This is a genomic window from Pseudomonas sp. 5Vm1k, assembly GCF_056161485.1.
This window is the reverse complement of sequence record NZ_JBSPCZ010000007.1, coordinates 260,357-284,671: the sequence shown is the minus strand read 5'-3', so window position 1 is coordinate 284,671 and position 24,315 is coordinate 260,357. Positions and strand designations below refer to the sequence as shown.

Below are 24,315 nucleotides of genomic sequence, written 5' to 3'. Positions count from 1 at the left end.
GTGACTGGCTTGTTTATTACCCTGGAAGGCCCGGAAGGCGCCGGCAAGAGCACCAATCGCGAATACCTGGCCGAGCGCCTGCGCGCCGCCGGTATCGAAGTGCTGCTGACCCGCGAACCGGGCGGTACGCCGTTGGCCGAGCGCATTCGCGAAGTGCTGCTGGCCCCGGTGGACGAAGTCATGAACCCCGACACCGAGTTGCTGCTGGTGTTCGCCGCCCGTGCCCAGCATCTGGCCGAGGTCATTCGCCCGGCGCTGGCCCGTGGCGCAGTGGTCTTGTGCGATCGTTTTACCGACTCGACTTATGCCTATCAGGGCGGCGGTCGCGGTTTGTCGCTGGAGCGCATCGCGACCCTGGAAACGTTCGTCCAGGGCGACTTGCGTCCGGACCTGACGCTGATTTTCGATTTGCCGGTGGAAGTCGGCCTGGCCCGCGCCAGCGCCCGTGGTCGACTGGATCGTTTCGAACTCGAAGGCCGGGCCTTCTTCGATGCGGTGCGCAGCGCGTTTCTCAAGCGCGCTGAAGCAGAACCTGCACGTTATGTGCTGGTGGATGCCGCCCAGCCACTGCCACAGGTTCAGCAGTCCCTGGATGCGTTGCTCCCACGTTTGCTGGAGCTGACCCGTGGCTGAGGCCTATCCATGGCAGGACGAGCTCTGGCAGCAACTGGCGGGCCGTAAACAGCACGCCCACGCCTATTTGCTCCATGGTCCGGCCGGGATCGGCAAGCGTGCATTGGCCGAGCGGTTGATGGCGCACTTGTTGTGTCAGCGCCCGACGGCCCAGGATGCTTGCGGCGAGTGCAAGTCCTGCTTGCTGCTCAAGGCGGGCAGTCACCCTGACAACTACATCCTGGAACCGGAAGAAGCGGACAAGGCGATCAAGGTCGATCAGGTGCGTGATCTGGTCAGCTTCGTGGTCCAGACCGCGCAGATGGGCGGGCGCAAAGTGGTGCTGATCGAGCCTGTCGAGTCGATGAACGTCAACGCCGCCAACGCCTTGCTCAAAAGTCTTGAAGAACCGTCCGGCGATACCGTGTTGCTGCTGGTCAGCCACCAGACCAGTCGTTTGTTGCCAACGATCAAGAGCCGCTGTCAGCAGCAGGCTTGCCCGTTGCCGAGCGAGGCGATGAGTCTGGCGTGGTTGGCGACGGCTTTGCCGGATTGCTCGCAGGAAGAACGCGTCGAATTGCTGACATTGGCCGCCGGTTCGCCATTGGCCGCGGTCAAGTTGCAGACTCAGGGCGTACGCGAACAGCGGTTGCTGGTGGTCGAAGGGGTGAAGCAGTTGCTCAAGCAACAGAAATCACCGACCCAGCTGGCCGAAGAATGGAAAAGCATTCCGCAATTGCTGCTGTTTGACTGGTTCTGCGACTGGTCGAGCCTGATCCTGCGCTATCAGTTGACCCGGGATGAAGAAGGCCTTGGCCTGATGGACATGCGCAAGGTCATTCAGTACCTGGCGCAGAAAACCGCACAGGACAAAGTGCTTAACATCCAGGACTGGATCCTCGCCCAGCGGCAGAAAGTCATGAGCAAAGCCAACCTCAATCCGGCGTTGTTGCTTGAAGCGCTGCTGGTGCAATGGGTGTCTTTACCTACCCAGAAGTGACCGTCTGAGCCTAGACTCTGAGCATCAGCAGTGGAGGTCAGCATGAATGAACCCGTCAACACCGGGCCGCGCAACGGCATTTTGTCCCTGACCATCAAGGACAAATCCGTGCTGTACGCGGCCTACATGCCGTTTATCAAAAACGGCGGCCTGTTCATCCCGACCAACAAAAGCTACAAGTTGGGTGACGAGGTGTTCATGTTGCTGAACCTGATGGACGAGCCGGAAAAGATTCCGGTCGCCGGCAAAGTCACCTGGATCACGCCCAAAGGTGCCCAGGGCAATCGGGCCGCCGGGGTTGGCGTGCAGTTCAACGACGGTGACAACACCGCCCGCAGTCGAATCGAAACCCATCTGGCCGGAGCGCTGAAATCCGACCGTCCCACTCATACGATGTAAGTTGCAGCCCTTTTATGCTCGTAGATTCCCATTGCCACCTTGATCGCCTCGACCTTGCCGCCCATGACGGTTCCCTGGATGCCGCACTCGATGCGGCCCGCCAGCGCGGAGTCGGGCACTTTTTATGTATTGGCGTCAGTGTCGACAACGCCGCCGATGTCAAAGCCCTGGCCGAGCGTTATGACGACGTTGATTGTTCGGTCGGCGTGCATCCACTGGATGTGCAACCCGGTGCCGCGCCTGCTCTGGATTGGCTGTTGCAGGAGCTGAATCATCCGCGCGTGGTGGCTATTGGTGAAACCGGCCTGGATTACCACTACGAACCGGAAGCGGCGGAGTTGCAGCAGGAATCCTTTCGCCTGCATCTGCAAGCCGCCCAACAAACCGGCAAACCGGTGATCATTCACACCCGTGGCGCCCGTGCCGATACCTTGAGCCTGTTGCGCGAAGCCGCGTTGCCCCAGGCCGGTGTGCTGCATTGCTTCACTGAAGACTGGGACATGGCCAAGGCTGCGCTGGACATGGGTTATTACATTTCTCTGTCCGGGATTGTCACTTTCCGCAATGCCGATGCATTGCGTGACGTGGCGAGCAAAGTGCCAGCCGATCGCTTGTTGGTAGAAACCGATTCGCCGTACCTGGCGCCGATCCCTTATCGGGGCAAACCGAACCTGCCGCAATATGTGCGGGAAGTGGCAGAGTTCCTGGCGATGTTGCGCGGTGAGTCCTATGAGCGATTTGCCGAGCAAACGACTGAAAACTTCAAGCGGTTGTTTCCATTGGCGCACGTCAAGACGTCGGCGTAACGCCGGAAAGGATCGCAGCTTTCGGTAGCTCCTGCGGGGGCGATGCCCCTGAATCGCAGGCAAAAAAAACCCGGGTTCTGGGGGGTGAATCCGGGTTAAGACCATTAGGAGTAAAACAAAGGTACGCGGTCCGTTGGTACCTATATCGGCGCGACACTTGGGGGAGATGCCTCGCCGACAGTTCAAGTATTGATCACTATTGCGTCGGCGCCAGTTTAGCCGCCCCGGTTTTTAAACAAATTTGGAATACGGCCGCTTCGGAAGAGTTCTCATCAACCGGTGACCTTGCGTGAAATCATCAAGAAACACAGATATGCTCGGATGATCCGTGCATTTTTGCGCAAGTTAGGCATAATACGCGGCTTCGAATTTTGACCCCTACAGACCTTTTCTTATGCATAAAGAACCTCGTAAGGTCCGTGAGTTTCGTCGCCGCGAGCAAGAAATTCTCGATACCGCGCTCAAGCTGTTCCTCGACCAAGGTGAAGACAGTGTCACCGTCGAGATGATTGCTGATGCCGTCGGTATCGGCAAAGGCACGATCTACAAGCACTTCAAATCCAAGGCCGAGATCTACCTGCGCCTGATGCTCGATTACGAGCGCGATTTGAACGAGCTGTTGCATTCGGCCGATGTCGACAAGGACAAGGAAGCCCTCTCTCGGGCCTACTTCGAATTCCGCATGCGCGACCCGCAACGCTATCGCTTGTTCGATCGCCTGGAAGAAAAGGTGGTCAAGGGCAACCAGGTGCCGGAGATGGTCGAGGAACTGCACAAGATCCGTGCCTCGAACTTTGAACGCCTGACCTTGCTGATCAAGGGCCGGATCAGCGAAGGCAAGCTCGAAGACGTGCCGCCGTACTTCCATTACTGCGCATCCTGGGCGCTGGTGCATGGCGCCGTGGCGCTGTATCACTCGCCGTTCTGGAGCAATGTGCTGGAAGATCAGGAAGGCTTCTTCCAGTTCCTGATGGACATCGGCGTGCGCATGGGCAACAAGCGCAAGCGCGACACCGACACCCCAAGCAGCTGAGGCATTCAGCTGCCTGATTGCGCCATTATTTCGCTACATGGCGCAGTACCGCAGGAATATACTCAGGCTTAGGTATTGCTAAAACTTGATTTGTGAGTCAAGTTTTAGCAGTCCCGAAATTCTTCTGCCGGAGTGCTCCATGATCGTTGACCGTCAAGGCAGGCGTTTTCGCAATTTGCGGATCAGCCTGACCTCAGCCTGCAATTACGCGTGTACCTACTGCGTGCCGAACGGCAAGCGGCTGGTCGCTGCGCAGGATGAATTGTCGGCCGAGGCCATGGCCCGAGGTGTGGCCTATCTGATCGAAGCCGCCGGCATCGAGCGTTTGCGCATCACCGGTGGTGAACCACTGGTCAGCCCCAAACTCGAAGCCTTCATGGCGGCCGTCGGCCAGATGGGCCTGGAAGACATCAGCCTGACCACCAATGGTCAGCTACTGGCGAAAAAACTACCGTTGTTGGTGGATGCCGGTATTCGACGCATCAACGTTTCCCTCGATACCCTGGACGCCAGTGCGTTTCGCAGCATTGCTCGTGGCGGTGATCTGGCCACCGTACTGGACGGCATGGATCAGGCTTCGGCCGCCGGCATCAAGATTAAGGTCAACATGGTGCCATTGCGTGGGCAGAACCTCGATCAGGTGATGCCGCTGCTAGATTACTGCCTGGAACGTGGCTACGAGCTGCGCTTCATCGAGCTGATGCGCATGGGCCATTTGGCCAGCGACAACAACGCCTTTCTGCAACAGTTCGTCAGCCTTCAGCAACTGCTGAGCCTGATCGGCGAGCGTTACGAATACCTGCAGGCCGACGCGCCGGTGGATGCCACGGCGGTGCGCTATGAGATTCCGGGGCAGGGCCACTTCGGCGTGATCGCCAACGAAAGCGTGCCATTCTGCCGGACGTGTTCGAGGCTGCGGCTGTCATCCACGGGCTGGCTGCATGGCTGCCTGTCGTCGAGCAACCGTCACTATGTCGGCGATTTGCTGGACAAACCGCGTCACCAGGCATTGCCAGCCTTGCAGCGACTGCTGGTGAAAGCCCTGGGGGACAAGCAGGAAGTGGCATTCTCCGGTGGCGCGACCATCATGAAAATTATCGGCGGCTGATCGGGCCTGTGGCGAGGGGGCTTGCCCCCGTTGGGTCGCAAAGCGGCCCTCTGCATTCTTTCAACTCCGCCGAGACACCTGATTTCACGAATGCTGCGCAGCCGAACGGGGGCAAGCCCCCTCGCCACAGGTCCGTGTTCCAACCCGAAATATCGATAGACTCAAGGACTGGCGCGGAAGCTGCATTCAACGCCCATTCGCCGGTTTTCCGTCACCGGCTTCTGGAGGGTAGGATGCGTAGCCTGGTTTTGCTGCTGGCCATTTTGGTGCTTGGTGGCTGCATGAATGTCAGCGACATGGGCGAAGGTGTTCGCTACCACATGAGTGACGCGGGTTTGCTGGATCACAGCAACAGTCAGCGCGTGAATAACTTCCGCATTCAGCCGGACTCGTTTATCTACATCGCTCAGGGGGCGTTCGCGCCACCTGGCAGTGCCTACCCGCGACCTAACGTGGTGGCTGAAACAGCTTTCGACGGCTTTATCGAATACTTCCCGATGGTCCGCCGCGCGCGGGCTCCTGAAGGCCTCGATGCTGCCATGGGTGAAGCCCGTGCAGCCGGTGCGCATTACCTGCTCTACACGCGGTTTGCCAAGGCTGACGACCGTATCGGCAACTCGGACGAATGGCTCGATCAGGAAGCCGTGGATCGCCTCGGTATCGACAGCGGTGTCATTCAAATCATGTTGATCGAGACCAGCACCCAGTATTTGATCGATACTGCACGGATCAAGAGTCGTGGCGGTTTACTGACGTTCCACGACACCAAGCCAGAAGACCTGCTGGGCCCGCCGCTGGAGCAATACGCTCGTAGCCTGTTGGGGCTCGGCGACCAGTAATCCAAAGGAGAACGCCATGAGTGGCCCGCAAAAAGCCAACGACCTGTTGGGGCAAATCCCCAAAACCAAAGGCTTGCCACCGGTCCACTTGTGGAACCCCGACTTCTGCGGCGACATCGACATGCGGATCGCCCGGGACGGCACCTGGTACTACCTGGGCACGCCAATCGGGCGCAAGCCGATGGTCAAGTTGTTCTCCACCATCATCCGCCGCGACGGCGATGATTACTTCCTGATCACTCCGGTCGAGAAGGTCGGGATCAAGGTCGACGACGCACCTTTCGTGGCGATTGCCGTAGACGTCGAAGGCGAGGGCGAAGCTCAAATCTTGCGCTTCACCACCAACGTCGATGAGACGGCCGAGGCGGGTACCGAACACCCGATTCGCGTGATGATCGATCCGCTGACCCAAGAGCCTGCGCCGTACGTACACGTGCGCACCAACCTTGAAGCGCTGATCCATCGCAACGTGTTTTACCAATTGGTCGAACTGGCGGTGAGTCGTGAGATCGACGGGCAGCGGTGGTTGGGCGTGTGGAGTGGCGGGGAGTTCTTCCCGATAGGCCTTGAGCCTTAACGTGCGATGTTTTGATGTTCTGGAAAATGGCCCGCTATTTTAGCGGGCCATTTTTATTGGACTTACAAACCCTTGTCCTTGAGCCGGGCGGCGTGTTCAAGATAGAGGTGAACCGGGCTTACGTTCCAACTCGTGATTCCAGCCATTTGATTGACTGCGTCGAAATGGTCCATGGGGTAATCCGAACGAATGACTTTGCCCAAGTGCGAGCTGTACTGCCCGACCAGCCCATCGTTGGCGTGTTTCTCTTTATAAAATAACTTCGACAGCACGATACAGTTCAAATGGGATGGATCGAGCGGTTGCAGGCTTTGAAAGTTCTGCACGATCCCGCTCCAGGAATAGTAATACACACCGTTTTCAACTTCGTTGCCTTCCCCGCCCCAGTGTTTCGGTACCCCTTGTGGGTATTTCTTGTTGAAGGCTGCCAATCCGGCGCTGGTCAACGATGCGAAGGCTGCTTGAGCATCCTCTGGATTTTCCGGGTGGCCACTGATCAACGAGATGAAGGTGCCGACGGCTTCAAGCAGCACCAGCACGACCGCTTCCGGCAACTCGCCGGGCGTCAGTGCCTTGTGCAACTGATCGGCAATTTCGGAACCGTGATTAGGGCAACTGACCGAGGTGACCGACGCGACCTTTTCCGGGTGCAGCGCTGCGACGTAGCGGGCGGCCAAGGGTCCTTGGCTATGACCGATCAGGTTGACCTTGGCGGCTCCCGTTTCGCGCAAAATGCGATTGACGTGTTCGAGCAGTTTTTCACCACGTTCCTCGTTCCCGTTAACGGCTGGGATATTAACGGCATATACCTTGGCGCCAGCCCGTTCCAGAGCTTCCTTGATGTCGAAGAAGTAGGGGTAACCGGCAATGGTGTCGAAACCAAACAGGCCGTGGACCAATACAATCGGGTATTGCGTAGACGCATCCATGTTCATACTCATACCTGTCGATAGCGGACTTTGGTGGAACAGATGCTATTGACTGCTTGATCTGTCGCGGGCTAACCGTAGGTTACAAAGCGGGTTGCTTCAAATCTTCCGGATGAAATGCCGTGAGCTTCGAAGGTCGCGGATAAAATCAAATTGACAGCCAATCATATGATGATTAGCGTGACCTCCATCACGAACGGTTTTTTGCCGTCCCTGCTTCGAGGTTTTCATGTCCAGCAGTTTTCATGCGTCGACGGTCGATTGGCTAGGTGGCTGGATAGCCGCCGGCCAGGTTAAGCCCGGCGAAACCATCAAGGTTGAAGCGGACCTGGGCGAGCAGCTCGGGGTCAGTCGTACGGTCATCCGTGAAGCCATCAAAACCCTGGTCGCCAAAGGCATGCTCGAAGTCGGGCCGAAAGTCGGCACGCGAGTGCTGCCAGTGCGCCGCTGGAACCTGTTTGATCCGCAAGTCGTCGGCTGGCTGTCCCGCAGTGGTTTGCCGGAAAACTTCGTCGATGACTTGCTTGACCTGCGCCGCACCATTGAACCCATGGCCGTGCGCTGGGCCTGCGAGCGCGCCACTGTCGAACAAGTCCAAGCCATTCTCCAGGCCTACAACGCACTGGAACGCGCCGTGGACAGTGGCATCGACTACAACCGCGCCGACCAGTTCTTCCATGAGTGCATCCTCGCGGCCAGCCACAATCAATTCATCGAACAAATGGTCCCGGCCCTCGGCGCGCTGTTGGCGGTGTCGTTCGAAGTGTCTGCCGCTGATCCGGATGAACTCCGCCGCACGCTACCGATCCACAAAGACATGGCCGACGCCATCGCCGCCCGGGATGCCGCGCGGGGTGTGTGGGCCTGCATGACCCTGATCGACAACGCCGACCTGGCCATCAAGCGTTTCTACCCGCAAGTCATGGCCGACAAAAAAGCCAGCTAATCACACCAAACCCCTTGTAGGAGCGAGGCTTGCCCGCGAAGGCGATTTAACATTCAACATCTCTGTTGATCATGAAATCGCTTTCGCGGGCAAGCCTCGCTCCTACACAGAAAAGCAATAAAGAAGGAGGTTTCATGACGTGGACTGCCGTTACCGAACACCGCGCCCAGCTCGGTGAAGGCCCGTTTTGGGACGCGCCAACCCAGGCACTCTACTGGGTCGACATCGCTGGCAAGCAAGCGCTGCGGCTTATCGGCAGTAACGTGCAGATCTGGCAGATGCCCGAGCACGTGTCCGCCTTCATCCCCTGCGAAAGCGGCGATGCCCTGGTGGCGATGAGCAGCGGCGTCTACCGGCTGGATCTGGATTCCCCCGGCCTGGAACCGCGACTGACCCTGCTCTGCGTCGCCGATCCACAACCGGGCAATCGCCCCAATGAGGCCCGTTGCGATGCGCAAGGCCGGCTCTGGCTTGGGACCATGCAGAACAACATTGGCGACAACGGCGAAGACTTGCCGATCGTGCGCCGCTCCGGCGGCCTGTTCCGCATTGATCGCGATGCCCGGGTCACGCCGCTGCTGCGGGGGCTGGGCATTCCCAACACCCTATTGTGGAGCGATGACTCGACGCGCCTGTACTTCGCCGACAGCCTCGACCGCACGCTCTATCAACACTTCATCCGCACCGACGGCAACCTCGACCCGGCCCAAGTCTGGTTCGGCCCCCACGAACGCGGCGGCCCCGATGGTTCGGCAATGGATGCGCAGGGTTATCTGTGGAACGCCCGTTGGGATGGCAGTTGTCTGCTCCGGTTAAGCCCTGAAGGCCAGGTTGATCGGATAATCGAACTGCCGGTCAGCCGCCCCACCAGTTGCGTGTTTGGCGGCGAAGACCTGAAAACCCTCTACATCACCAGCGCCGCCAGCCCGCTCAACCATCCACTGGACGGCGCGGTGCTGTCGATTCGAGTCGATGAGCCCGGAAAAGCCTGTACGAGGTTTGCTGGATAAATCCCAAAATATGGGATGTAAAATTATATATTGAGATTATTTGGCGGTCGGGTTTATAGTCGGCTCCATCAGTTACACGCACTCACACTTAAAAAAACAAAACAGGTGAAGTGATGCAGGGATTTTCCAAACAGTTTTTCGGCCGGACATCGACAGATGCCCGGTTTTTGTCGTGCATGAAAAAGGGAGCCGGGATTCATGGCTGAGCCTCTTTCCTTGCCACCGGTGCCCGAGCCGCCGAAGGGCGAACGCCTGAAAAACAAGGTCGTGCTGCTGACCGGCGCGGCTCAAGGCATCGGCGAAGCCATCGTCGCGACCTTCGCTTCCCAGCAAGCCAAACTGATCATCAGCGACATCCAGGGCGAGAAAGTCGAGAACGTCGCGGCCCTTTGGCGGGACAAAGGTTTTGACGTGCAAGCGATCAAGGCGGACGTGTCCAACCAGCAAGACCTGCACGCCATGGCCAAATTGGCCGTCGAACGCCATGGCCGCATCGATGTGCTGGTCAACTGCGCCGGGGTCAACGTGTTCCGTGATCCGCTGGAAATGACCGAGGAAGACTGGCGCCGCTGCTTCGCTATCGACCTGGACGGCGCCTGGTTCGGCTGCAAAGCGGTGTTACCGCAGATGATCGAGCAGGGCATCGGCAGCATCATCAACATCGCCTCGACCCATTCTTCCCACATCATTCCTGGCTGCTTTCCGTACCCGGTGGCCAAGCATGGCTTGCTCGGCCTGACCCGCGCCCTCGGCATCGAGTACGCGCCGAAGGGCATTCGCGTCAACGCCATCGCGCCGGGCTATATCGAAACCCAACTGAACGTCGATTACTGGAACGGTTTTGCCGACCCCCAGGCCGAACGTCAGCGGGCCTTTGATCTGCATCCGCCCCGCCGCATCGGCCAGCCGATGGAAGTGGCGATGACCGCCGTATTGCTGGCCAGCGATGAGGCGCCGTTCATCAATGCGTCATGCATCACCATCGATGGTGGTCGCTCTGTCATGTACCACGACTGAGCACATCGGGTTTCAGACGCGGAACTCCGTCCGAAACCCAATCATCATACGATATGACTTTTGGTTACACGCTTGACCGCTGCATCGGCTTTCAAAATAACGCTCAAAAAAAATAACAAGGAGTCAGCTTATGAATCGTCGTCCTGGGATCCGTTCCCTGTGCTGTGCCGCTTTGGCGGTCACGGCGGTCAGCCTGAGCAGTTCGCTGCTGGCGGCCGAGCAAGTGAAAATCGGTTTTCTGGTCAAGCAGGCGGAAGAGCCCTGGTTCCAGACCGAATGGGCCTTCGCCGAAAAGGCCGGCAAGGACAAAGGCTTCACCGTGATCAAGATTGCCGTGCCTGACGGCGAGAAAACCCTTTCCGCTATCGACAGCCTGGCGGCCAACGGCGCCAAAGGCTTCGTGATCTGCCCGCCGGATGTCGGCCTCGGTCCGGCCATCGTCGCCAAGGCCAAAGCCAACGGTTTGAAAGTGATGACTGTCGATGACCGTTTCGTCGATGCCAGCGGCAAGTTCATGGAAGACGTGCCGTACCTCGGCATGGCCGCGTTTGAAGTCGGCCAGAAACAGGGCACCGCCATGGCCACCGAAGCGAAAAAACGCGGCTGGGACTGGAAAGAAACCTACGCCGTGATCAACACCTTCAATGAGCTCGACACTGGCAAGAAACGCACCGACGGTTCGGCCAAGTCCCTGGAAGACGCGGGCCTGCCGAAAGACCACATCCTTTTCACCGCGCAGAAAACCCTCGACGTACCCGGCAGCATGGACGCCACCAACTCGGCCCTGGTGAAACTGCCCAGCGGCGCGAAAAACCTGATCATCGGCGGCATGAACGACAACACCGTGCTGGGCGGCGTGCGCGCCACCGAAAGCGCTGGGTTTACCGCGGCCAACGTGATCGGCATCGGCATCAACGGCACCGACGCCATCGGCGAACTGAAAAAGCCCAACAGCGGCTTTTTTGGCTCGATGCTGCCAAGCCCACACATCGAGGGCTACAACACCGCAGCGATGATGTACGAGTGGGTCACCACCGGCAAAGAGCCGCCGAAATACACCGCCATGGACGACGTGACGCTGATCACTCGCGAGAACTTCAAGCAGGAACTGGAAAAGATCGGCCTGTGGAACTGAAGGCCGGTTGATTTCATCGGCGGCCCTGGCGACGGGGCTGCCTGATCTGTGTGATGAGGTGGTTATGCAAGCGCAAACACAAACACAAGAACACCGCGGCGGCAGCTTGCGCTTCAACGGGATCGGCAAGACCTTTCCCGGGGTGAAGGCGCTCGATGGCATCAGCTTCGTCGCGCATCCGGGGCAGGTGCATGCCTTGATGGGCGAGAACGGCGCCGGCAAATCGACATTGCTGAAAATCCTCGGCGGCGCGTACATCCCGAGCAGCGGCGACCTGCAGATCGGCGAGCAGACGATGGCCTTCAAGTCCACCGCCGACAGCATCGCCAGCCGCGTCGCGGTGATTCACCAGGAGCTGCATCTGGTCCCGGAAATGACCGTGGCGGAAAACCTGTTCCTCGGGCATCTGCCGGCCAGTTTTGGCCTGATCAATCGCGGTGCGTTGCGCCAGCAAGCGTTGGCCTGCCTCAAGGGCCTGGCCGATGAAATCGATCCGCAAGAGAAGGTCGGGCGCCTGTCCCTTGGCCAGCGCCAATTGGTGGAAATCGCCAAGGCGTTGTCCCGTGGTGCGCATGTGATCGCTTTTGATGAGCCGACCAGCAGCCTCTCGGCCCGGGAGATCGATCGCTTGATGGCGATCATCGGTCGCCTGCGGGACGAAGGCAAAGTGGTGCTCTACGTGTCCCATCGCATGGAAGAAGTGTTCCGCATCTGCAACGCGGTGACGGTGTTCAAGGACGGTCGCTTTGTGCGCACCTTCGAGAATATGAGCGAACTGACACACGATCAGTTGGTGACCTGCATGGTCGGTCGCGATATCCAGGACATCTACGATTACCGCCCGCGTCAACGTGGGGCGGTGGCGCTGAAGGTCGACGGCCTGCTCGGGCCGGGCCTGCGTGAGCCGGTGAGTTTCGAAGTGCACAAAGGCGAAATCCTCGGGCTGTTCGGTTTGGTCGGGGCAGGGCGCACCGAGCTGTTTCGCATGCTCAGCGGCCTGACCCGCAACACCGCCGGACGCCTGGAATTGCGCGGTCACGAACTGAAACTGCGTTCACCTCGCGATGCGATTGCCGCCGGGATCCTGCTGTGCCCCGAGGACCGCAAGAAGGAGGGCATCATGCCGCTCTCCAGCGTTGCCGAGAACATCAACATCAGCGCGCGCGGTGCCCATTCCACCTTCGGTTGCCTGTTGCGCGGCTTGTGGGAAAAGGGCAACGCCGAGAAGCAGATCGCCGCGCTGAAAGTGAAGACCCCCAGCGCGTCGCAGAAAATCATGTACCTGTCCGGTGGCAATCAGCAGAAGGCGATTCTCGGTCGCTGGTTGTCGATGCCGATGAAAGTCCTGCTGCTCGACGAACCGACGCGCGGCATCGATATCGGTGCGAAAGCCGAGATCTACCAGATCATCCATAACCTTGCGGCCAGTGGCATTGCGGTGATCGTGGTGTCCAGCGACTTGATGGAAGTCATGGGCATTTCCGACCGCATCCTGGTGCTGTGCGAAGGCGCGATGCGCGGCGAGCTGTCCCGCGACGAGGCCAATGAATCCAACCTGCTGCAACTGGCTTTGCCGCGCCAACGCGCTGACGGCGTGGCGAACTGAGAGGTAACTATGATGACCATCCAAAACAATGCTTTGCCCACCCAGCGCAAACCCCTGGACCTGCGGCGTTTTCTTGATGACTGGGTAATGCTGGCGGCAGCCATCGGGATTTTCCTGGCCTGCACCTTGCTGATCGACAACTTCCTCTCGCCGTTGAACATGCGCGGCCTGGGCCTGGCGATTTCCACCACCGGGATCGCTGCGTGCACCATGTTGTATTGCCTGGCGTCCGGGCATTTCGACTTGTCGGTGGGTTCGGTGATTGCCTGCGCCGGCGTGGTCGCGGCGGTGGTGATGCGTGACACCGACAGCGTGTTCCTTGGTGTCGCGGCGGCGCTGTTCATGGGGCTGATTGTCGGCTTGATCAACGGGATTGTGATCGCCAAGTTGCGGGTCAATGCGTTGATCACGACGTTGGCGACCATGCAGATTGTGCGGGGCCTGGCGTACATCTTTGCCAACGGTAAAGCGGTGGGCGTGTCCCAGGAACAGTTCTTCGTATTCGGTAACGGCCAGTTGTTCGGCGTGCCGGTGCCGATCCTGATCACCATCGTCTGCTTCCTGTTTTTCGGCTGGTTGCTGAACTACACCACCTACGGGCGCAACACCATGGCCATCGGCGGTAACCAGGAAGCGGCGTTGTTGGCCGGGGTTAACGTGGATCGGACCAAGATCATCATCTTCGCCGTGCACGGTTTGATCGGTGCGTTGGCCGGGGTGATCCTGGCCTCGCGCATGACCTCGGGTCAGCCGATGATTGGCCAGGGTTTTGAACTGACCGTGATCTCGGCGTGCGTGTTGGGCGGGGTCTCGCTGAGCGGCGGGATCGGCATGATTCGGCATGTGATTGCCGGGGTGTTGATTCTGGCAATCATCGAGAACGCGATGAACCTGAAGAACATTGATACGTTTTATCAGTATGTGATTCGCGGATCGATTCTGCTGTTGGCAGTGGTGATTGACCGTCTGAAACAGCGCTAAACCCCTGTGGGAGCGGGCTTGCTCGCGAAGGCGGTGTGTCAGTCGATATCAATTTGACTGACACACCGCCTTCGCGAGCAAGCCCGCTCCCACATTTGATTTGTGTCCCTCCGCATTTTTTCGCTGCCCATCCTTGATCGTTCCCACGCTCTGCGTCCGCTCTTGGGGCGCAGAGCGTCCCGGGCTGCATTCCCACGCAGAGCGTGGGAACGATCATGCAAGCCACACCTCCTGTCACTTCCCGAAAAATATCCCTTGCTCGCCCGACCCTGTTTCGGTTATCACTTTGTACATGATTAGACAGGTTCGATTTGACAAGAAACAACGGGTGGTCGACGAGCTCATCCGGCGCATCGAAAGCGGCCTCATGGAGGACGGCTTTCTGTTGCCGGGCGAGCATCAGTTGGCTCAAGAATTCAAGGTCAGCCGCGGCACGCTGCGTGAAGCCCTGGCCGAACTGAAGAGGCGTAACTACATCGCCACGCAAAGCGGAGTCGGCTCTATCGTCACCTTCGACGGTGTGGTGCTCGATCAGCGCAGCGGCTGGGCCCAGGCTCTGGCGGACAGCGGGGCGCTGATCAACACCGAAGTGCTGCGGCTGGAGGCGGTCAGCCGACCTGACTTGCTGTCGCGGTTCGGCACCGACAAATTCATCACGCTCGACCGTCGCCGCCGCGCCAACGACGGCACGCTGGTGTCCCTGGAACGTTCACTGATTCCCGCCTCCGGCACCCTGGAAAGTCTGCCGCGAGTGGGCCTGATCGATAACTCGCTGACCATCACCCTGGCCGCTTACGGCTACATCGGCGAACGCGGTGATCAGTGGATCGGCGCGGAGCCGCTGAACGCCGAAGACGCCGAATTGCTCGGTCGTCCGTTCGGCACGGTATTCCTCAAGGCCCTGCGCACCACGTACGACCGTCAGGGCCGGTTCATGGAACAGGTCGAAAGTTTGCTCGACCCTGTGCATTTTCGTCTGCACCTGCAATTTGGAGAGTCAAAGTGACCGCGCTCAATCGTGCCTTGGGCGCGTTCTATGGCCTGGCTCTGGGCGATGCCCTGGGCATGCCGACCCAATCCCTGAGCCGCGCCGAGATCAAGGCGCGCTTCGGCGAAATCACCGACCTGGAAGATGCCGGCCCCGATCAACCGATCGCCGCCAACATGCCCAAGGGCTCGATCACCGACGACACCGAACAGGCGATCCTGGTCGGTCAGTTGCTGATCGAAGGCGAAGGCCGGATCGAACCGTCGGTGCTCGCCCAGCGATTGATCGAATGGGAAGCCGAGATGCAGGCCAAGGGCTCGCAGGATTTGCTCGGCCCTTCGACCAAACGCGCCATCGAGATGATTCTCGCCGGGCATTCGCCGGAAGAGGCAGGGCGCTACGGCACCACCAATGGCGCGGCGATGCGCATCACCCCGGTGGGGATTGCGGCGGATGTCGCCGACCCGCAGCGTTTTATCAAAGCGGTGGTGCAGGCCTGCCAGGTCACCCACAACACCACGCTGGGAATCTCCAGCGCGGCGGCAGTGGCGGCGGTGGTTTCGGCCGGAATCAACGGCATGGACCTCGGTGAGGCCTTGAACCTGGGCATGCAAATCGCCCAGCAAGCTGAAGGTCATGGTCACTGGGTTGCTGGCGGCCGCATTGCCTCGCGGATCAGTTGGGCGCGGACCATCAGCATCGACAGCGACAAGGCGTTGTTGGCCGACTTGCTCTACGACGTGATCGGCACTTCGGTGGCCTCGCAGGAGTCGGTGGTGGTGTCGTTTGCCCTGGCCCAGCAAGTGGCCATCGGTGAAATGAACGCCTTCGAAGCCGTGTGCATGGCCGCGAGCCTGGGCGGCGACACCGACACCATCGCGGCGATTCTCGGCGCGATGCTCGGGGCTTGCCTGGGGCTTGAGAGCTGGCCGGCGGCGATGATCGAGAAGGTCAAAGCCGTTAATGGTCTGGAGCTGGAACCCCTTGTGAAAGGACTCCTCACCCTGCGCTGAGGATCGAAAACCCTGTAGGAGCTGCCGAAGGCTGCGATCTTTTGATCTTGGCAGCCTTGAGGCGACTGTAAATCAAGATCAAAAGATCGCAGCCTTCGGCAGCTCCTACGTGGGGTTGCGCAGGTCACTTAGAAATCCGTCTGCCCACAACCAAAACAATGGCAACAGGAGCATCCATCATGAGTTCATCGAACGCCGGGCCAAGCGCCGGGCAACTGGAAACCCGTGGCATCGAGCCGGTCCCGGAAAGCGAGTGCAACGGTCATCCGCTGCAACTGTTCTGGGTCTGGTTCGCCGCCAACATCTCCATCCTCGGCCTGCCGTTGGGCGCGACCCTCGTGGCCTTTCGCGGCTTGGCCATCTGGCAGGCGATCATCGTCGCGATCCTCGGCGCCGCCGGTTCGTTCGCGGTGGTCGGGATCATCTCCATCGCCGGCCGTCGTGGTCGCGCACCGAGCCTGACCCTGTCCCGAGCAATCTTCGGCGTACGTGGCAACATTGGCCCGACCGTGGTCTCGCTGATGTCGCGCCTGGGCTGGGAAACCGTCAACACCACCACCGCAGCGTTCGTGTTGCTGTCGTTGTGCTCGATCCTGTTCGGCTCGCCGGTGGAAGCGAAAAGCGCTCCCGTCTTGACGCTGATCTTCATTGCGATTTTCGTGCTGCTGACCCTGTCGGTGTCTGGCCTCGGCCACGCCACGTTGCTGGTGATCCAGAAGTGGGCGACCTATGTGTTCGGCGCGCTGAACCTGCTGGTCGGCGGCTTCCTGTGCGCCACCATCGACTGGAGCGCGGTGTTCAACGCCACGCCGGCACCGCTGAGCGCGATGATCATCGGCGTCGGCACCATGGCGGCCGGCACCGGGATCGGTTGGGCCAATGCGGGCGCCGACATGTCGCGCTACCAGCACAAAAGCGTCAAAGCCGTGCGCCTGGTGGCCTCGGCGGCGTTCGGTGCAGGGATTCCGCTGGTGTTGCTGATCACCCTCGGCGGCCTGCTGTCGGTGGGTAACAACGACCTGGCCCAGGCCACTGACCCGATCATCGCGATCCGCGACATGCTGCCGACCTGGATGGCCGTGCCGTACCTGATCACCGCGTTCGGCGGGTTGCTGCTGTCGAACAACCTGTCGGTGTACTCCGCCGGTTTGACCACGCTGACCCTCGGTTTGAAGGTCCCTCGCGTTTACGCGGTGGTAGTCGATATCGTCGCGATCTTCGCCGGTTCGATCTACTTCATGCTGATTGCCGACAGCTTCTACGGCCCGTTCATCACCTTCATTTCCCTGTTGGCAGTGCCGATTACCGCATGGGTCGGGATCTTCGTGGTCGACCTGATTCACCGTCATTACTACAGCCCCAAAGACCTGCTGGACGTCAGCCCGAGCAGCGCCTATTGGTATCGCGGCGGCATCGAATGGCGTGCCTTCGGCGCCTGGGCGTTCGCGATTGTGCTGGGTTTCAGCTTTACCACTATTGGCACCACCGCCGAAAATATCTGGTTCCGCGGTTTCCTGTCCGACTCGTATCTGGGGCATAACGGCCTCGGCTGGATCGTGACCTTCCTGGTGGCCGGCGGGATTTACTTTGTACTCGGCGGGGCCAAGGATCGTCGTGCTGCGTTGATCGAGAATGCTCATGCCTAAGATGTTGCATACCGGCCAGGTCATCATCGACCTGGTCATGGCCGTGGATAAACTGCCCCAGGCGGGCGGCGACGTGCTGGCGCAATCCGCCAGTTTCGAGGCCGGCGGCGGGTTCAATGTGATGGCTGCCGCCCAGCGTAATGGTTTGCCGGTGGTCTATCTCGGCCGCCATGGCACTGGCCGTTTCGGTGATTTGGCCCGAGAAGCGATGAAGGCTGAAGGCATCCGGATTGGCATCGACCACAAAGCCGAGCGCGATACCGGGTTGTGCGTCGCGGTGACTGACGCTTCGGCGGAACGCAGTTTCATTTCCTACATCGGCGCTGAAGGTGAAGTGAGCGTTGAAGACCTGGCGAGTGTGCCGGCCGAGGCGGGCGATTATGTCTATGTCAGCGGCTATAGCTTGCTGCACGCCGGCAAGGCCCAGTCGCTGGTGGACTGGGTGTTGGCGTTGCCGAAAGGGATCAACGTGATTTTCGATCCGGGCCCGTTGGTTGATTCGCCGGATGAGCCGCTGATGAAAGCGCTGCTGGCGCGCATTGATGTGTGGACCAGCAACGGTGTCGAGGCGCTGCGGTTTACCGGGGCGGCGGACATTGCCGAGGCGCTGGATCGGTTGGTCGATCATCTGCCGGCGGATGTGTTGATGGTGGTTCGCGATGGGCCGCAGGGGTGCTGGATTCGACAGCGTGGTGATTGTCAGCACGTGCCGGGTTTCAAGGTTGACGCGGTGGACAGCAATGGCGCCGGGGATGCCCATGCCGGGGTGTTTGTGGCCGGGTTGGCGCAAGGGTTGCCGGTGGTTGAGGCGGCTCGGCGGGCGAATGCGGCGGCGGCTTTGGCCGTGACTCGGTGGGGGCCGGCGACTTCGCCGGGGGCTGCTGAGGTGGATACGTTTATCCGTAAGACGCTCGGCGACTGATCTGACGCCTTCGCGGGCAAGCCTCGCTCCTACACAGGTTTACGCAATCCCCTGTAGGAGCGAGGCTTGCCCGCGAAGGGGCCATCAAATTCAACTCAAAAATTGATCACCAGTCTGTGCTGCCACGTGGCATGGGATTTCTCCTGCTGCGTGTAGAGTCTGTCTAACTAACGGCCGCAGTCGCGCACGACTGCGACCTGTTCCGGCTTACTGAAGTTCTAGCTTACGCGCCGCCTCAACCCCTGCCGCGCTGAGTTTGATCGGCAGGCTCAGCGAATGCTCGCCGGCCTCATTGCAAGTCACATGACCATGCTGGATCAATCCGCGTTCCTGCAAAGTGGCGAGGGTGCTGGCCACGACTTTCTCCCCCCGGTAATTGTCCAGGACCTCCTTGCCCAAACCGCTTGGGTGGGCGTGCAACAGACGGGTCAGGACTTCTTGTTCCAGGTTTTTATCAACGTTCATGGTTACCTCTTTCATGGCTGTGGATAGGGTGTTGCGTGCTCGCGTGGGCGAACTATTTGCTGGCACCTTCGGAGCCCGAACCACCGGTGGTAGTTTTCGAACTCGTGCCGCTGCCGGCGTTATCGGGTGTCTGGGAGTCCGGCATGTTCATGCCACCTTGACGGCCAGCGTCGTTACCTTGCAACCGCGGATCGGTGCCAGTGGCGGGCGGCAGGCTGCTATCGACGCCCGAGCCGTTGGTGTTCATGCCGGGCGCACTCTGGATGGCAGGGGCCTTGGGTTTTTCGACCGGGTCGGTCGGGCCAGTGCCGGTCGCCGTAGTGGCGGCGAGGGCCGTGGTGGACAGCAGGGCAGCGAGAGCGAGGGTCGTCAGGCGGGACATGATCATGGTGTCGTCTCCAGATTATTAGAGTCCTTACCTGATGTTGGTCCGCTCCCGATTTGGATTGGTGCCTGTTTAACGACGAACGGTTCAGGCCTGTTGCAGGTTTTTGGCGATGGCTTTGCGCCAGAGCAACCGGCCCACGGTGATCAGCCAGTTCAACGCGGCGATCAGCAAAACTGTAAACAATAATGTCGCCATCCCGTATTCAACGATGAGTTTCCCGGCCAGCAGCGGAAAGCCGAACACGCCGATGAAATAGGACAGGCTGAACAGCAGCAAGGCTTGTGCGGTGGTGCCGCTCGGCGCTTCGTTCGCCGCCAGGCCGTTAATCACCGAATACGTCAGGCCGTAGCCGACGCCGAGCATGATCGCCGCCAGCAGATAGGTGACGCTGCTATCGACTACGAACCCGAACATCACAATCGAAGCCATCATCAGTCCCGACAACAGGCACGACGCGCGGAACGGATCACGCCTGACCACGAAGCTGGCGATCAGCATCCGACTGCTGATCGCCGCGCCCATGAAGCCGAAAAAGAACAGTGAGTAATCCAGCGAGCGTGACGCCGCGTAGCTGGTCTGAAAGCTCGACAGACCGCCGAACACGCAGCCACCGAGGCCGACCATGAGGATCGGGAACAGCGCTTTGGACGACAGCACTTGCTGGGTTGCACGCCAGGAAATGCGCGAGACCGATGCCGGGTTTGTGTGTGCTTTTTTGAGCTGCGAATCCAGCCGCCAGAACAGCACCACGCCAATCAGACTGGCCAGCGCCGCCAGGTAAAACGCCGCCGTCACCGGATAGCCCAATGCGCTGGCGGCCCGGCCCAGTAATGGACCACTGCCAATGCCAGTCATCATGCTGCCCGACAGCAGCGCAAAGTATTTGGCCCGTTGGGCGGGCGTCACCAGGCTCGCGACAATGATCGGGCCCAAGGTGTAGAACACCCCCCAACCCAAGCCCAGCAGCAGACCGAAAAACAGCAGCAGGTTGCCGAAGCCCGGCGTCAGCGCGAAACCCAGGCTCGCGGCCACCAACAGAACGCCGAACAGCGCAATCGAACGCGCCGCGCCCATCAGATCAGACAGATGCCCGGAGACGACTACCGCCGCAAAGGTGCTGAGCATCGCCGCCGAAATCACGCTGCCGGCGTCATGCTCATTACCGCCCCGGGAACCGATCAGCAGCGAAAGCAAGAACGTCGAGCCGTAGGACAGCGACAGCAGATAGCTGGCGAGACAAAACAGGCCGAACAACTTGCTTGAAACCTGGGGCGGTGCGGTAGACATGAGACGGTTCCTTGACCCGATAGACGTGCGGTTTATCTATCTACCATGGGAGGCGTCACTGTTAGGTCCGAGGTTATTGATTCCAGGGTTAGTGCTGACCGGAGTAAGGGTTTCAGCAGACGCCGATTTCTTCCTTGAACAACTCCATGAAACCCTTGAGCCGTTGATGACGAACCTGCGCCAACTGTTGACCAGTGGTGGTCTGGAAACCGTCCGCCAAGTGCAGCAACTTGGTCTGGAAATGATCGAGGCAAAAGCGCTTGTCGTCGTAGTCTCGCGCCTTGGCTTCAGGGTCCTGCGGATCGTACAGCGCGCTGCCCATGCGCCCGGCGATGTAAAAGGTTCTCGCGACGCCAAGCATACCGAGGGAATCGAGTCGGTCGGCGTCCTGCATGATCCGGGCTTCGAGGCTGGTCGGGGTGATGTTGGCGGAAAAACTGTGGGCTTCGATGGCGTGGGCGACGGCGGCGATTTTTGCCTCAGGCCAATCCTGCGACGTCAGCAGTGTTGCCGCTTTGTCCGCGGCCAGTCTTGAGGCTTGGGAGCGCAGCGGCGAGTTTTTCTCCACCGCCACGCAGTCATGTAACAGCGCCGCCGCCAGCAGCACCTCCAGATCTCCGCCTTCCTGTGCCTGAAGCGTGCGCACGTTGTGCCACACCCGCTGCAAGTGCGACAGGTCGTGGGCGCCGTCCTCCGAGGGTTCCAGGGCGTGGGGTAGCAGGGTTTCGGCGAGGGTTTGCAGTGGTGCGAAAGCGGTGGGGGTCATAAACATCCTTTTTTGCGAAATCTTTTCAACAGACAGGTTACTTTTTGTGGCGAGGGAGCTTGCTCCCGCTGGGTTGCGCAGCAGCCCCAACCCCGGACGCCACGGTATTTCAGTTCCAACGGCATCGCCAGTTTTACGTCTGCTGCGCAGCCGGACGGGAGCAAGCTCCCTCGCCACACGCCGCGTGCCGCCTTAGTATGGCGTTTTCAACTTCTGACAAGGCACGTCCATGACGATCGAGATCCGCCCGGCGACCCCCAGCGATGCACCGCAAATCCTCGCGTTCATCACTGAGCTGGCCGACTACGAACGTGCCCGTCACGAAGTCATCGCCAGCGTCGCCGACATCGAGCGCAGCCTGTTCAGCGAAGGCGCCACCGCCCACGGCCTGATCTGCCTGCGGGACGGATTGCCAATCGGCTTCGCGGTGTTCTTCTTCAGCTATTCCACCTGGCTGGGCAGCAACTGCCTGTACCTCGAAGACCTCTACATCACCCCTGATCAGCGCGGTGGCGGTGCCGGCAAAACCTTGCTACGCCACTTGGCAAAAATCGCCTGCGCCAATGACTGCGGCCGTTTTGAATGGAGCGTGCTCGACTGGAACAAACCGGCCATCGAGTTTTACAAATCCCTCGGCGCGCAGCCACAGGAAGAGTGGGTGCGGTATCGGATGGATGGGGCGGTGTTGCGCGAGTTTGCCGAGGGGCGATGAAGCGTGATGGCAAACTGCGGATGAATCAGTTGTCGGTACTGCTCTAGTCCGGCAATCTGTGCGCCCCTTGCGCGCTCACGGACGACATCTGCAATGCAACCTGGCTTCTGCATTTACCTGCGTTTTTTTACCTTGATGATGTTCTGTGCACTCTGTTCGGGGTGCCTGCATCTCGACGTACCGCCGGCACGCATCGAGTTTGTATCGATTAATCACGATAGCTATTCGCTCTATGACGTGCGGTTTACTTCAGACAGGGACCTGATTCATTTATATGAAGCACACGGCCGCGGCGGACAGATAAGCACCAGCCTTCATTGTTCGCTCGATGGTGATCTCGACTTCTCCGCTGAACACAACATTGCGCTGGAAGGTTATGGCCGCATAGAAGATATGCGCCTGATCGAGGGCGATCGACGTTATGAAATATTGGCCATTATTCGATTTGAGGACAATGAAGACCGGACTGGCATTAGGGATATCGCTCGATCACGGTTAGTCCGACTCCTGGAGCCTCAAGACTACGTGCCCTGTAAAGTCGTCATCACCGCGTTTCCTTTCACGGCTTACTATTCGAAAGTGATGTACGTCCCGACGTCGCGGATTATTGCCGAGGTGAAAAATCCTCGAATTGCGCCTCAGCACGTTTCACTCAAACCTGCTGATCGCCCTTTGACGTGGCTGCAATTCGAGCCGGTTTGCGTCGTTCGATGGCGCGAAGAATTGGCACCGGCTTACGACCAGATCGACGACGTCGGTTTATGCCGCGATGTGCCCTACGCCGGTCTGTTGGCTTCATTCTCACCCAGCAACAAGAAACTGGTGCTTGTGACCTGGTCGGATCAAACCCCCAGACCGCTGACGGCTTACACCCTTATTCGAGGCGATGGTCGGCGCGAACCCGGTATCTCGGCTGAGAACGGCGATACCCACCTGGTGGGTTCCATGACGCGGGAGACGCTGAAGGTTGAAGTCGGGGCGGGAATTGGGGCTAGAGAACGATGGACACCACAATTCGAATAAATCCCAATATATGGGAGTATTAATTACATATTGAGATTTTCCCTCTAGGAGGTCTATAGTCCAGCTCACTCACTGCCAATAAACAAAACAGGTGAAGCGATGCTGGCGCAATTGATCGCGCTCGATTGGGGGACAACCTCATTACGTGCTTACAAACTCGCCGCGGGTGGCCAGGTGCTGGAACAGCGTTCGCTGTCGTCCGGGATCATGCAGCTGCCGCGCACGCCCCGAATCATCAACGGCCAGGAATGCACCGACGGTTTTGAACTGGCCTTCGATGACGCCTGCGGTGACTGGCTCGACGCCCAACCCGACTTGCCGGTGATCGCTTGCGGCATGGTCGGCAGTGCCCAGGGCTGGCGCGAAGCTTCCTACCAGGACACGCCGGCAAACGTTGCCAATCTCGGAACTTCCCTACAAACCGTACGCAGTCTTCGCGGCGTCGATGTGCACATCGTGCCGGGTGTGATTCAGCGTTCGCGTCTGCCGAACGTGATGCGTGGCGAAGAAACCCAGGTCCTTGGCGTGTTGCAGAATCTGCCGGGCGGGGCGGGCAACGATCTGTTGATCGGCCTGCCGGGCAGTCATTCGAAATGGGTGGAAGTGGCCGATGGCTGCATCGTCCATTTCGACACCTTCATGACCGGCGAAATCTTCGCCGTGCTCAGTGAGCACAGCATTCTCGGGCGCACCCAGCAACAAGCTGCGTCGTTCGACGGCCAGGCGTTTGATCGTGGCGTACAAGTGGCGTTGTCGGCGGACGGCGAGATCGGCCCGTTGTCGACGCTGTTCAGCGCGCGCAGCCTCGGCCTGACCGGCGAACTCAGCGCCACGGCCCAACCTGATTATCTGTCCGGCCTGTTGATCGGCCATGAACTGTCGGCCCTTGCCAACGTTCAGCGGCGCCGACGCAACAGCGTACATCTGCCCTCGATCATCCTCATCGGTAATGCCCAACTCTGCGCCCGTTACAGCCGGGCCCTCGACGCCTGCGGTTTTGCCCGGGTGACCCTGGCCGAACAGGCCACCGAGCGCGGGTTGTGGCAACTGGCGGTCGCCGCCGGACTGGTCTCACAAAATCCATCCCGTTAAACCTGACTGGAGGTC

At 59.7% G+C, this 24,315-nt stretch carries 26 protein-coding genes; 21 read left to right on the top strand and 5 right to left on the bottom strand.

The features are described 5' to 3' along the window. From tmk to ACWIKB_RS16525, 8 genes are all read left to right on the top strand, one after another. Complete coding sequence (gene tmk / locus ACWIKB_RS16560; RefSeq protein WP_475268180.1) at nt 1–633, top strand: dTMP kinase; 633 nt, start codon at nt 1–3, stop codon at nt 631–633. Beyond that, entirely contained in the window at nt 626–1,612 is a 987-nt protein-coding gene (locus ACWIKB_RS16555; RefSeq protein ID WP_475268179.1) for a DNA polymerase III subunit delta', read from the top strand. The genes tmk and ACWIKB_RS16555 overlap by 8 nt, the downstream gene beginning before the upstream one ends. Before the next feature lie 42 nt (nt 1,613–1,654). Continuing rightward, the gene (locus tag ACWIKB_RS16550; RefSeq protein ID WP_427634412.1) at nt 1,655–2,011 is read left to right on the top strand and encodes a PilZ domain-containing protein; all 357 of its coding nucleotides are present in this window, start codon (nt 1,655–1,657) and stop codon (nt 2,009–2,011) included. A 14-nt stretch (nt 2,012–2,025) separates the two neighbouring features. Then, the gene (locus tag ACWIKB_RS16545) at nt 2,026–2,817 is read left to right on the top strand and encodes a TatD family hydrolase (RefSeq protein WP_475268176.1); all 792 of its coding nucleotides are present in this window, start codon (nt 2,026–2,028) and stop codon (nt 2,815–2,817) included. Nucleotides 2,818–3,211: 394 nt separating this feature from the next. Continuing rightward, nucleotides 3,212–3,850, top strand: coding sequence for a TetR/AcrR family transcriptional regulator (locus ACWIKB_RS16540; protein ID WP_008152317.1), 639 nt, complete (start codon nt 3,212–3,214; stop codon nt 3,848–3,850). A 139-nt stretch (nt 3,851–3,989) separates the two neighbouring features. Next, complete coding sequence (locus tag ACWIKB_RS16535; RefSeq protein WP_475268173.1) at nt 3,990–4,958, top strand: GTP 3',8-cyclase MoaA; 969 nt, start codon at nt 3,990–3,992, stop codon at nt 4,956–4,958. Between the two features lie 233 nt (nt 4,959–5,191). Continuing rightward, the gene (locus ACWIKB_RS16530) at nt 5,192–5,797 is read left to right on the top strand and encodes a DUF4823 domain-containing protein (protein WP_475268172.1); all 606 of its coding nucleotides are present in this window, start codon (nt 5,192–5,194) and stop codon (nt 5,795–5,797) included. Nucleotides 5,798–5,813: 16 nt separating this feature from the next. Beyond that, nucleotides 5,814–6,374, top strand: coding sequence for a DUF1285 domain-containing protein (locus tag ACWIKB_RS16525; RefSeq protein WP_475268170.1), 561 nt, complete (start codon nt 5,814–5,816; stop codon nt 6,372–6,374). A 62-nt stretch (nt 6,375–6,436) separates the two neighbouring features. Here the strand turns inward: ACWIKB_RS16525 and ACWIKB_RS16520 are convergent, their stop codons facing one another. Next, nucleotides 6,437–7,309 carry an esterase/lipase family protein gene (locus ACWIKB_RS16520; RefSeq protein WP_475268250.1) on the bottom strand — a complete coding sequence of 291 codons (873 nt, stop codon included), beginning with the start codon at nt 7,307–7,309 and terminating at the stop codon, nt 6,437–6,439. A 223-nt stretch (nt 7,310–7,532) separates the two neighbouring features. On the opposite strand from ACWIKB_RS16520, the gene ACWIKB_RS16515 reads away from it, so the two are divergent. From ACWIKB_RS16515 to ACWIKB_RS16470, 10 genes are all read left to right on the top strand, one after another. Next, a complete protein-coding gene (locus tag ACWIKB_RS16515) occupies nt 7,533–8,249 on the top strand; it encodes a FadR/GntR family transcriptional regulator (RefSeq protein WP_123510057.1) in 717 nt (238 codons plus the stop codon). 134 nt (nt 8,250–8,383) lie between these two features. Next, nucleotides 8,384–9,259: an SMP-30/gluconolactonase/LRE family protein gene (locus ACWIKB_RS16510; RefSeq protein ID WP_475268168.1), complete on the top strand. Its 876-nt coding sequence runs from the start codon at nt 8,384–8,386 to the stop codon at nt 9,257–9,259. 198 nt (nt 9,260–9,457) lie between these two features. Continuing rightward, nucleotides 9,458–10,276, top strand: a complete 819-nt coding sequence (locus tag ACWIKB_RS16505) for an SDR family oxidoreductase (RefSeq protein WP_475268166.1) — start codon at nt 9,458–9,460, stop codon at nt 10,274–10,276. Nucleotides 10,277–10,406: 130 nt separating this feature from the next. Continuing rightward, complete coding sequence (locus ACWIKB_RS16500) at nt 10,407–11,411, top strand: substrate-binding domain-containing protein (RefSeq protein ID WP_475268164.1); 1,005 nt, start codon at nt 10,407–10,409, stop codon at nt 11,409–11,411. A gap of 64 nt (nt 11,412–11,475) precedes the next feature. After that, complete coding sequence (araG, locus tag ACWIKB_RS16495; RefSeq protein WP_475268163.1) at nt 11,476–13,017, top strand: L-arabinose ABC transporter ATP-binding protein AraG; 1,542 nt, start codon at nt 11,476–11,478, stop codon at nt 13,015–13,017. 12 nt (nt 13,018–13,029) lie between these two features. After that, nucleotides 13,030–13,998, top strand: a complete 969-nt coding sequence (gene araH / locus ACWIKB_RS16490; protein ID WP_475268248.1) for an L-arabinose ABC transporter permease AraH — start codon at nt 13,030–13,032, stop codon at nt 13,996–13,998. Nucleotides 13,999–14,290: 292 nt separating this feature from the next. Continuing rightward, on the top strand, nt 14,291–15,004 hold the full coding sequence (locus ACWIKB_RS16485; RefSeq protein ID WP_475268161.1) for a GntR family transcriptional regulator: 714 nt from the start codon (nt 14,291–14,293) through the stop codon (nt 15,002–15,004). Next, nucleotides 15,001–15,999: an ADP-ribosylglycohydrolase family protein gene (locus tag ACWIKB_RS16480; protein ID WP_475268160.1), complete on the top strand. Its 999-nt coding sequence runs from the start codon at nt 15,001–15,003 to the stop codon at nt 15,997–15,999. Before ACWIKB_RS16485 ends, ACWIKB_RS16480 begins: the two co-directional genes overlap by 4 nt. Nucleotides 16,000–16,178: 179 nt before the next feature. Continuing rightward, nucleotides 16,179–17,645, top strand: coding sequence for a purine-cytosine permease family protein (locus ACWIKB_RS16475; protein WP_475268159.1), 1,467 nt, complete (start codon nt 16,179–16,181; stop codon nt 17,643–17,645). Beyond that, on the top strand, nt 17,638–18,567 hold the full coding sequence (locus ACWIKB_RS16470) for a PfkB family carbohydrate kinase (RefSeq protein WP_475268157.1): 930 nt from the start codon (nt 17,638–17,640) through the stop codon (nt 18,565–18,567). Before ACWIKB_RS16475 ends, ACWIKB_RS16470 begins: the two co-directional genes overlap by 8 nt. A 207-nt stretch (nt 18,568–18,774) precedes the next feature. Here the strand turns inward: ACWIKB_RS16470 and ACWIKB_RS16465 are convergent, their stop codons facing one another. From ACWIKB_RS16465 to ACWIKB_RS16450, 4 genes are all read right to left on the bottom strand, one after another. Continuing rightward, a complete protein-coding gene (locus ACWIKB_RS16465) occupies nt 18,775–19,032 on the bottom strand; it encodes a hypothetical protein (protein ID WP_475268156.1) in 258 nt (85 codons plus the stop codon). A gap of 52 nt (nt 19,033–19,084) precedes the next feature. Next, nucleotides 19,085–19,420 (bottom strand): hypothetical protein, encoded by a 336-nt coding sequence (locus ACWIKB_RS16460; protein ID WP_475268155.1) that lies wholly within the window; start codon nt 19,418–19,420, stop codon nt 19,085–19,087. An 84-nt stretch (nt 19,421–19,504) separates the two neighbouring features. After that, nucleotides 19,505–20,707, bottom strand: coding sequence for an MFS transporter (locus ACWIKB_RS16455; protein ID WP_475268154.1), 1,203 nt, complete (start codon nt 20,705–20,707; stop codon nt 19,505–19,507). A gap of 112 nt (nt 20,708–20,819) precedes the next feature. Next, nucleotides 20,820–21,473: an HD domain-containing protein gene (locus ACWIKB_RS16450; protein WP_475268153.1), complete on the bottom strand. Its 654-nt coding sequence runs from the start codon at nt 21,471–21,473 to the stop codon at nt 20,820–20,822. A gap of 229 nt (nt 21,474–21,702) precedes the next feature. On the opposite strand from ACWIKB_RS16450, the gene ACWIKB_RS16445 reads away from it, so the two are divergent. The 3 genes from ACWIKB_RS16445 to ACWIKB_RS16435 all read left to right on the top strand — a co-directional run bounded on the left by ACWIKB_RS16445 (nt 21,703) and on the right by ACWIKB_RS16435 (nt 24,300). Next, entirely contained in the window at nt 21,703–22,185 is a 483-nt protein-coding gene (locus tag ACWIKB_RS16445; RefSeq protein WP_475268152.1) for an N-acetyltransferase family protein, read from the top strand. A 93-nt stretch (nt 22,186–22,278) separates the two neighbouring features. Further along, on the top strand, nt 22,279–23,208 hold the full coding sequence (locus ACWIKB_RS16440; protein ID WP_475268151.1) for a hypothetical protein: 930 nt from the start codon (nt 22,279–22,281) through the stop codon (nt 23,206–23,208). A gap of 99 nt (nt 23,209–23,307) precedes the next feature. Further along, nucleotides 23,308–24,300 (top strand): 2-dehydro-3-deoxygalactonokinase, encoded by a 993-nt coding sequence (locus ACWIKB_RS16435; RefSeq protein ID WP_475268150.1) that lies wholly within the window; start codon nt 23,308–23,310, stop codon nt 24,298–24,300. Nucleotides 24,301–24,315: the final 15 nt, after the last annotated feature.